Annotated in this window: 6 protein-coding genes and 6 tRNA genes; 1 reads left to right on the top strand and 11 read right to left on the bottom strand. The window is 37.6% G+C overall.

All coding sequences use genetic code 11. The annotated features are described in order from the left end of the window. Positions 1–162 precede the first annotated feature (162 nt). Both gap and ACGHCK_RS11160 read right to left on the bottom strand, forming a co-directional pair. Positions 163–1173, bottom strand: coding sequence for a type I glyceraldehyde-3-phosphate dehydrogenase (gene gap / locus ACGHCK_RS11165; protein ID WP_271328496.1), 1011 nt, complete (start codon positions 1171–1173; stop codon positions 163–165). 209 nt (positions 1174–1382) lie between these two features. Next, complete coding sequence (locus ACGHCK_RS11160) at positions 1383–1859, bottom strand: DUF536 domain-containing protein (protein ID WP_202230360.1); 477 nt, start codon at positions 1857–1859, stop codon at positions 1383–1385. Between the two features lie 130 nt (positions 1860–1989). Between ACGHCK_RS11160 and ACGHCK_RS11155 the strand changes: the two genes are divergently transcribed. Continuing rightward, the gene (locus ACGHCK_RS11155) at positions 1990–4596 is read left to right on the top strand and encodes a cation-translocating P-type ATPase (protein WP_271328495.1); all 2607 of its coding nucleotides are present in this window, start codon (positions 1990–1992) and stop codon (positions 4594–4596) included. 112 nt (positions 4597–4708) lie between these two features. Here ACGHCK_RS11155 and ACGHCK_RS11150 read toward each other — a convergent pair whose 3' ends face one another. The 9 genes from ACGHCK_RS11150 to ACGHCK_RS11110 form a co-directional block, all read right to left on the bottom strand. Beyond that, complete coding sequence (locus ACGHCK_RS11150) at positions 4709–6109, bottom strand: glutamate decarboxylase (protein WP_202230362.1); 1401 nt, start codon at positions 6107–6109, stop codon at positions 4709–4711. A gap of 21 nt (positions 6110–6130) precedes the next feature. Beyond that, positions 6131–7642 carry a glutamate:gamma-aminobutyrate antiporter gene (gene gadC, locus ACGHCK_RS11145; protein ID WP_251423912.1) on the bottom strand — a complete coding sequence of 504 codons (1512 nt, stop codon included), beginning with the start codon at positions 7640–7642 and terminating at the stop codon, positions 6131–6133. A 141-nt stretch (positions 7643–7783) separates the two neighbouring features. Beyond that, entirely contained in the window at positions 7784–8608 is an 825-nt protein-coding gene (locus ACGHCK_RS11140) for an Rgg/GadR/MutR family transcriptional regulator (RefSeq protein ID WP_271328494.1), read from the bottom strand. Positions 8609–8985: 377 nt separating this feature from the next. Beyond that, positions 8986–9069: transfer RNA gene (locus ACGHCK_RS11135), tRNA-Leu, on the bottom strand. A 32-nt stretch (positions 9070–9101) separates the two neighbouring features. Then, positions 9102–9173 (bottom strand) — tRNA-Gln (locus ACGHCK_RS11130). Positions 9174–9180: 7 nt separating this feature from the next. Continuing rightward, positions 9181–9253: transfer RNA gene (locus tag ACGHCK_RS11125), tRNA-His, on the bottom strand. Positions 9254–9265: 12 nt separating this feature from the next. Then, positions 9266–9336 (bottom strand) — tRNA-Trp (locus tag ACGHCK_RS11120). Positions 9337–9343: 7 nt separating this feature from the next. Beyond that, positions 9344–9424, bottom strand: a tRNA-Tyr gene (locus tag ACGHCK_RS11115). A gap of 39 nt (positions 9425–9463) precedes the next feature. Then, a tRNA-Val gene (locus ACGHCK_RS11110) sits at positions 9464–9536 on the bottom strand. Positions 9537–9589: the final 53 nt, after the last annotated feature.

The following is a 9589-nucleotide window of genomic DNA, read 5'->3' as shown; positions in this document are numbered from 1 at the left end:
AATGAGTCATAGGAATCCTTAACTAAAGTGTTTGTGTGGTAACTACATTTTAGCGAATTACTATGGCTTTTCTTGTATAAAAAAAGGGCAGTAGATTTTAATCTACCACCACAGATTATACAGAACCTTAAGCTTCTCTGTTTCCAACGTTAAATAACAGAATTATTTAGCGATTTTAGCGAAGTATTCAAGTGTACGAACGAGGTTAGATGTGTAAGACATTTCGTTATCGTACCAAGCAACTGTTTTAACCAGTTGAACGCCGTTAGCTGTAGTAACTTCAGTTTGAGTAGCGTCAAAGAGTGAAGAGGTAGAGATACCTACGATATCAGATGAAACGATTTCATCTTCGTTGTAACCGTAAGATTCGTTAGCTGCTGCTTTCATAGCTGCGTTTACTTCTTCAACAGTAACTTCTTTATCAAGAACTGATACAAGTTCTGTCAATGAACCAGTTGGAACTGGTACACGTTGTGCGTGACCTTGAAGTTTACCGTTCAATTCTGGCAATACAAGACCGATAGCTTTAGCAGCACCTGTTGAGTTAGGTACGATGTTTTCAGCTGCAGCACGTGCACGACGGAAGTCACCACCACGGTGTGGACCATCAAGAGTCATTTGGTCACCAGTGTAACCGTGGATAGTTGTCATAGTACCAACTTTAAGACCGAAGTTTTTGTTCAAAGCGTCAGCCATTGGTGCGAGACAGTTAGTCGTACATGATGCACCAGAAATAACTGTTTCCTCACCAGTCAAAGTTTCGTGGTTAGTGTTGAAAACGATAGTTTTAACGTCATTTCCACCAGGTGCTGTAATAACGACTTTCTTAGCACCGTTAGCGTGCAAGTGTTGTTCAGCTTTTTCTTTAGTTGCGAAGAAACCAGTTGCTTCAAGAACGATTTCTGCACCTGATTCAGCCCAGTTGATGTTAGCTGGATTAGCTTCTGCAGTAACTTTCACAAATTTACCGTTAACTTCGAAACCACCATCTTTAACTTCAACATCACCGTCAAAGCGACCTTGAGTTGTGTCATATTTCAACAAGTGAGCAAGCATTGCTGGATCTGTAAGGTCGTTGATTGCTACTACTTCAACACCTTCAACGTTTTGAATACGACGGAAAGCAAGACGACCGATACGTCCGAAACCGTTAATACCAACTTTAACTACCATGAGTAAGTCTCCTTATAGGTTTAAAATTTGTTTATAGAGAAATTCTCTATCACTAAGTTAATCATTTAACTTACTCTTACATTTTAACACTTTTTTGAGATTTTGCAAACATAAAAGCCGGAAAATGTGCATAACAGTGGGGATAGTTCAGAAAACGTTTACATTTGTCTACTCTGTACATAAAAAAAAATAGCAGTTAACCTGCTACTTTACTTTCCAAAAAGCTTGGCGAAAAATCCCTTCTCTGATTCAGCTTTCAACTCCATTAAAAACTGATTATTATCATTTAAAGATTTCTCCATCAACTCCTGTTGACGGTTAATTTGTTTATCTTTCTCCGCAAGCTGTACATCTTTGGCCATCAATTGTTGATTCAGACGATCAATTTCTGCATTTTTATCTTTCATTAAATTTGAAAACAGCTCAAAAACAGCTGTGTCTGCTGGCGACGTTGAAAGTTTTTGAGTTGCATCTTTATCTTCAACGACTTCTGCCTTAGCTGTCACAACTTTTCCATAAAGGCGTTCAAGTTCATGAATTCCACCTTCATTAATTACAGTAACATTCTTTTCATTTTTTCCTATATATTTCTCGTCCAGCTGCTTAATACGTTTGTTCATCGCTTGGCGAGTCACACCAAAAAGCTCTGCGAGTTCGCTTACTGTTTTTGTTTCCATATCTACCATAATACCACATTTTTAGCTATTTATACAGCTTTTTCTGAGTTCTAAATCGTTTTGTAATAAATAATAAAAATATTATACTTATATTATGATACATTTTTTTATAAGGGCCGAAAAGTAGAATGGAGAATCTATGGATTACAAGAAAAGTAACATCAATACCATAAAAGAATACTATAAAACCAATGTTTCAGAGGGTTTAGATAAAGAACAGATTACTGCATATCGTGAAAAATACGGCAGCAATGTTTTCCAAGAAGCAAAGCAAAAAAGCACTTTTCAAAAACTCTTGAAACATATGTTTGAAGTGATGAATCTTGTTTTAATCATTGTTTCTGTTCCTGCTTTTTATCTTTCTCTAGAAACTGATAATTTTACAAAACCCATTGTTATCCTATTGATTGTCATTATAAACGTCATCGTAGCACATCTACAAGAGGAACGCGCTGAGACAGCCTTGTCTGCTTTAAAAAAACTATCTGCTCCTAATTCAACCGTCATTAGAAGCGGAAAGTTAAGCACGATTCCATCGGAAGAATTGGTCGTAGGCGACTTGATTCAACTGAATGCGGGGGAACAAGTTGGTGCTGACGTTCGGCTGCTTTCAGCAAATAGTTTACAGGTTGATGAATCATCGCTCACGGGGGAATCTGAAGCGATAGAAAAAGATGCCTCACGTGAAATATATGAAAATGTCCCTCTAGGAGATCAAGTGAATATGGTTTTCTCAGGGACAAACGTCCTTAATGGAACAGCCAAAGGCATTGTTGTTGCTACTGGAATGAAAAGTCAGATGGGACAGATTGCCCAACTATTGGAAGACCAAGTTAAGGGGAAAACCCCTTTACAGAAACGCATTGATTCACTGGCAAAACGTCTTGCAGCAATTGCTTTTGGTGCTGGTGCAGTGATTTTCCTAGTAAATCTCTTGCACGGAGGAATCCCCTTTAGTGAAAACATGATGACGGCGGTTATTCTTGGTATTGCTGCTGTGCCTGAAACCCTACCTGTTATCGTTACCTTGTCCCTCGTCTATGGTGTTGAAAATATGGCTTATAAAAAAGCCATAATCCGTAATATTCCTGCCGTTGAAACACTGGGAAATGCGTCTGTCATCGCTTCCGATAAAACAGGAACGCTTACGCAAAATCAAATGACTATTCAACAACTTTGGGTACAAGGGGAAGATATTTGGCAAAAGGACCAACTCTCGGACAAGGAAAAAGATTTAATTTACAAGTTTGGTTTAGTTTCTAATGCAACAGCTGTCCAAGAAGGAGGCAAGTGGGAAACACACGGTGATCCAACAGAAACAGCCATCATTAATTTCCTCATCACTCACAATTTTTATCAACCAGATGAAGAGCCTGAACGTCTCTTAGAACTTCCTTTTGACTCTACAAGGAAAAAGATGACAGTCGTTGTTCCCAATGAAACTGGAGGATATCTCGTCATTACCAAAGGTGCCTTTGACCGTCTTGTCCCAGAACATTTTACAGAAGCACATGATATCCATGACACATTCGCAGAAAATGCTTTACGTGTCCTTGCTCTTTCCTACAAAGTAATTGATGAAATTCCAGAAGATCATCAATTACTCGAAGAAGGGCAAACATTCTTAGGAATCATTGGTATGATTGACCCTCCACGACCTGAAAGCAAACGTGCCGTAGCAGAAGCTCGAAATGCAGGTATCATTCCTGTTATGATTACAGGGGATCACGCACTAACAGCCAAAGCAATTGCTCAAGAGCTTGATATCTATAGAGAAGGCGATTTAGTCGTTGATGGTATTACCTTATCCAATATGTCAGACGACGAACTTAAGGAAAATATTGAAAAAATATCTGTCTATGCACGCGTCTCCCCTGAGGATAAACTCCGCATCGTTAAAGCTTGGCAAGACAAAAAACACATCGTTGCTATGACAGGGGATGGCGTCAACGATGCGCCTTCGCTGCGTGCTGCAGATGTTGGTACCGCAATGGGGATAGCTGGGACAGAGGTTGCTAAAAACGCCTCTGACATCATCCTAGCTGATGATAATTTTGCAACAATTGTTAGTGCAATTGCTGAAGGCCGACGGGTCTATATTAACATTAAGCGAACAATCTACTATCTGCTTTCAGCCAATATCGCTGAAATTCTTATTATGCTTATTGGAGCTATTATTGGTTGGGGACTCCCACTTACAGGGATGCAACTCCTCTATATCAATGTTTTAGCCGATGGTATTCCTGGCTTTGGATTAAGCCGAGAAACCTCTGACAAATATATCATGAACAAGCCCCCGATAGATGTAAATGAAAGTCTCTTTTCTCGTGGTGTTTCACAGCGTATTTTTACTTCATCAACAACTTTCATCATCATTTCTCTTATTGGCTTCTATATCGGATACTTCGTTGAAATACCTGGAAGTACGCCCAGTCTACAGTTGGGGCAATCTATGACTTTCCTTGTCCTTGCCCTTGCTTCAACTTATCACATCTTCAACGCGCGAAGCAATGATTCCATATTTCAAGATGGTTTGTATTCAAATAAAACGATTTTCTGGACAACAGTTATATCATTAGGGACGACCTTCCTCTTCACGCTCATACCGCTGCGTACCTTTATTGATGTCATACCACTTACCGCTACACATTGGCTTATTGCGCTCCTGCTCTCACTTCTTATCTTCGTCGTAATTGAAATTGAAAAGTACCTCATCAAAAAATCGAAGAAAACTTTTCTTGCTTAATTCACTAACATATAAAATAACAAAAAAATGCTTGCTTACGGTGCTCTTCTACACCATCAGCAAGCATTTTTATATGATGATATAAAATCATCGAAATTCGAATATTATCATTTTAATGTGTAAACCCATATGTTTTATTTTCGGGTTCATTATGATACTTAATGTGTGCCTTATTCAAAAAATCAATTGCTTCTTGCATATCTTGTACGTAGTTGTAGGCCATATTCATTCCAAAATCTGCACGTACAACTACACGTTGTATGATAACATCCTCTAAGTTTTTTGGTAAAGGATAAGCTGGGACTTGCCATCCTTTCATCAACAAACGATCGGCTAGGTCATATAAATCCCAGTCACAATCTCTGTTTTCTTTTAGCTTATAACAAACAATTGGTAACTGTGAACCATCGTTTACAATTTCAAAGAGTCCTGTTTTCTCAATTGCCTCTGCGAGGTACATGGCTACCTTGTGTGTTCTTTCATGAATAGCCTTATAGCCGTCAAATCCATAGCGCACAAAATTATAATATTGTCCGATCAGCTGAGCAGCACTGTGGGAGAAATTAATCGCCATCGTTGGTAATTCTCCTCCAAGGTAACTTACTTTAAAAATTAACTCCTCTGGTAAATATTTTTTATCACGCCATAAGACCCAGCCCACTCCAGGGTAGACCAAACCATATTTGTGACCCGATGTGTTGATAGAAACGACATTTTTCAGACGGAAATCCCATTCAAGTTTAGGTTCAATAAATGGCGCATAAAGACCTCCTGAAGCAGCATCTACGTGAATATAAACTTTATAATCCGTATGTTTATTATATTCTCCAACTAACTTATCTAGTCCCTTAATATCATCGTATCTTCCAGTATAAGTGATACCCATAATTCCAACAATACCAATGGTATATTCATCAACATAATCCATAACTTTTTCTAGATTAATTGACATGTGATTTTTATCCATTGGTACTTCACGCATCTCGATATCCCAATACACACAGAATTTTTCCCAACAAACCTGATAACCAGAAGAAATAACCAAGTTAGGTTTTTTAGCATTGACATCTAGGCCTAATTTTTCTGCTCGCTTGCGCCAAGCAAATTTCATAGCCATTCCTCCCAACATGCAGGCTTCTGAAGAACCGATGGTTGAAGTCCCCATAAAGTGTTCCTTTTCACTCGCATTCCAAAGGTCCGCAATCATATTGACACAGCGATTTTCAATTTCTGCTGTTCTTGGATATTCTGATTTATCAATTGCATTTTTCTCCAAAGTTTGGCTCATCAACTCTACTGCTTCAGGTTCCATATATGTTTGGCAAAAAGTTGCTAAATTTAAGCGAGCATTTCCTTCATCCAGCATCTCATCTTGAACCAATTGATAGGCCACTCGGGGTTCAATTGATTTTTTACCCATTTTATATTTAGGTAAATCAACCTGCTCACTTTCTGAACCAAAAATAGGTTCTAAAAATTCTGCCTCATCACGATTTTCTTTTCCATATAACATATGTAAATCCTCCAGTTTTCTTTAATGTTTTAATATATGTTCTTCTTTTTTTATAATATGATGTTCCCCACGCGCTATTGGATAAACTGCTGGATTCACTTCCCCTGCTTTAAAGTGAGTAGGCTCTTCAACAGATTCGTGTCCTTTTTTATCATGCAATTCATAAATAACAAACGGCAAAATAACTGTGACAGCAAAGCTTATGAGCAATATCATTTGATATGTCCGTGTTTCATTTTTAGCAATTGATTCAGGCGGAACGAAAGAAATTAATAAAGCAAATACGGATAATAAGAATCCAATTCCTGCAATAATTGATTTCCCAATTATTTTTCCTGGAACATTGTATGTCCGTTTTAAACTTTTTTTCTTATAAACTAAAACGAAATAACCCATGAAAAACAAAAGATAGCCGACCAAATAAATAACCACAGTCAACGAAATTGCTACTAAGAAGGATAAGTTATTACCTCCTCCTCCAAAAGTTAACACAGCTCCCCAAATTGTCACAATTACGCCTTGAATCATGACCAATGGTACTGGCACGTCATGAGCATTTGTCTTACGCAAAAACTTTGGAAGTAATCCCCGTTGAGCTGCTGCAAACATTCCTCGAGAAGGTCCAACAACCCATGAACTTACTTCCCCCATTACTCCAAATGCAATCATTATTGCAATTACTTTAACTAGCCATCCAAAATGACTATTAAAATGTAAAATTAATGTTTGAAACGTTTGAATCACTCCTGCACTTAAAGATAACTCCTTTTGAGGTATAACCGCAGCTACTGAGAAACCTCCAAGTGCATCCAAAGAAATTGCCAAAATTACCAGCAAAATCATCGCCAATGGGTAATTTCTCTTAGGATTTTCTAACTCATTGATATGAGAGGCTGAAGCTTCAACCCCCATATAAGCTAAAATAAATGAAACAAAGACGACCAACGTTGAAAGTTGTGAAAAATCTGGAATAAAAGCATCCTTGTTGATTGCTATTTCTATAGGATTTCCTCCTATAAGGTAAGCTACTGATAATGCAAATAGGATGATAGACGGAATCACAATCCCGATTATAAAACCAGATTTTACTAATTTAGCTGTTCGCTGAGTGCCTCCCAATTGGGAAAAAGTCAATCCCCAAAAAATGACGAGCAAACCTATAAATTTAATTAATGGATCTGAATTTAAAGCTTCAAAATTTAATACGTATGAAAGTGCACCTAAGATAAAATATATCATCGTTACAAATCCTACCGTAATTTGAAACCATTGGAAAAATATCGCCGCAAACCCAAAGCGTTCTCCTAATGTTTGGCTAACCCAACTAAAAATTCCTCCGTTTTTCCATCCTTCTACTGTGGACATTTCAGCTGCACACAATGCTACTGGTAGAAACCACAACAAGCCCCCTAATAGCAAAAAGAAGACCAAATGCAATTTTGAAGTAGCAAAAGTCGGATATTCATATACTGTCAGAACCATAGAAGCAGTTAAAGCAAAAAATCCGAATAATGATAATTTTTTTTGATTCATCATACCTCCCTAAAATATGTAAAGTTCATTCAAAAGAATTGTTATACAAAAACAGTTTAACTCTCTTTCTACTTTAAGTATATACCCCTAAAAACAAAAAATCTCTCCCTAGCTGTTGCGTTAACGCAACAACGAGAGAGATTAATTTCTTTTAAATTTTTTCAAGTTTCTCTGATAGAATTTTTTTAATTTTAATCCACCAAAATTCTCTAGAACGTCAAGGGCATAGTTAATTTGTTTATCACCTAAGTCCTTATCTTCAAAATTAAAAATAATTATCCCCATAGCAAGATGTCTTAGCACCTCAGCATACAAATCTACTCCCATAGCACGGTATTTCTTTGTAATTTCTAATATATTTTCAGCTTTTTCTCTTTCCCCAATAGAGGCAAATATAGCCGCACTGTGGTATGCTATTTGAAATAATCGCCGCCTATATTTTAAAAGTCTACAGTACTTTTCACATCTTTCATCAAAATCTGCAAGAAGACTTTCCAATTGAGAAATATCCATGTAATCAGATGCAAAATAAAATAAGGTAAGCTCAAAGTAGCCCCATTCTTCAACATTGCAAAGATAATCTTCAACCTCTTTGACTTCCGATAAACTTATATTTTTAAGCCTCGTCTTTGCAGCAAGGGATAACAAATATTTTCCCTCCCTTTGTGACTCTGTATATAAGCTTTGTATTTTATCTATATCTTGACTAAAATCAGCCTCCTCTAGTTCCAATAAAAAAATCTCTTGAAAATTTGGCGTAAAATTATTTACAATTAATTCATACTCCGCTAATGGAACTTGCATTTCTTCTAACATAAGCTCTACGCGCTCAAAACTCATCATACTTTGTCCTCTTTCAAACCTAGATAAGTTTGCGCGGTTTACTCCAAGTTTACTAAAATATGATAATCCTAGATTTTTTTGATTTCTGAGCTTCCTAAAACAATCTCCATATTTTTTATACATGGATAATAAACCTCCAAATTTGTTTTAGCTGAATAGTAAATAATTTATCTTACCTTATTTTAAGTGTAATTTCACATTATAATGTTACGGCATTATTGTGTGTTCAAAAATATTTAGAAGTCCTTCTTCAGTAAAATAATAATCAATCAGTAATCCTCAAAATGCTTTAACAACTTTTGTATCCTCATGAGTGCATTTTTCCACTTTTTGGTCTTTACAATATTTTGAAATAATTCAGCTTAAGAACTTTTATTTTGTTATTCTCTAACCCTTTTCGTATTAGAAAGGATAGTTAATCTATTTATATCGGTATCAGTATTATTCAGTTCTATCACTCAAAAGAAAAAAGACACAACTAAACTTGCGTCTTTTCAATATGCCGAAGGCCGGGGTCGAACCGGCACTCCCTTGAAGGAACCAGATTTTGAGTCTGGCGCGTCTGCCTATTCCGCCACTTCGGCAACAGACTTTTCTCAAATAAAATATATTTGAACTGGGGTAGCTGGATTCGAACCAACGCATGAGGGAGTCAAAGTCCCTTGCCTTACCGCTTGGCTATACCCCATTAAGAAGGCGGATGACGGGGATCGAACCCGCGCGTGCCAGCGCCACAAGCTGGTGTGTTAACCACTTCACCACATCCGCCAAAATATTAAACACGGGCAGCAGGAATTGAACCCACACCAAAGGTTTTGGAGACCTTTGTACTACCTTTATACTATGCCCGTAAAACTATGGAAGGGGAGGGATTCGAACCCCCGAACCCGAAGGAGCGGATTTACAGTCCGCCGCGTTTAGCCTCTTCGCTACCCTTCCGATATTTAATTGTCATTGAATATATTATAACATATTCAATGGGAGTTAACGGGATCGAACCGCTGACCCTCTGCTTGTAAGGCAGATGCTCTCCCAGCTGAGCTAAACTCCCAATCACTTGGCATTTACCCTATCTCGCAGGGGTTCTCCCCAACTACATCCGGC

The organism is Lactococcus muris, from assembly GCF_042849115.1.
Classification (GTDB): Bacteria; Bacillota; Bacilli; order Lactobacillales; family Streptococcaceae; genus Lactococcus; species Lactococcus muris.
This window is presented reverse-complemented; position numbering and strand designations above follow the sequence as displayed.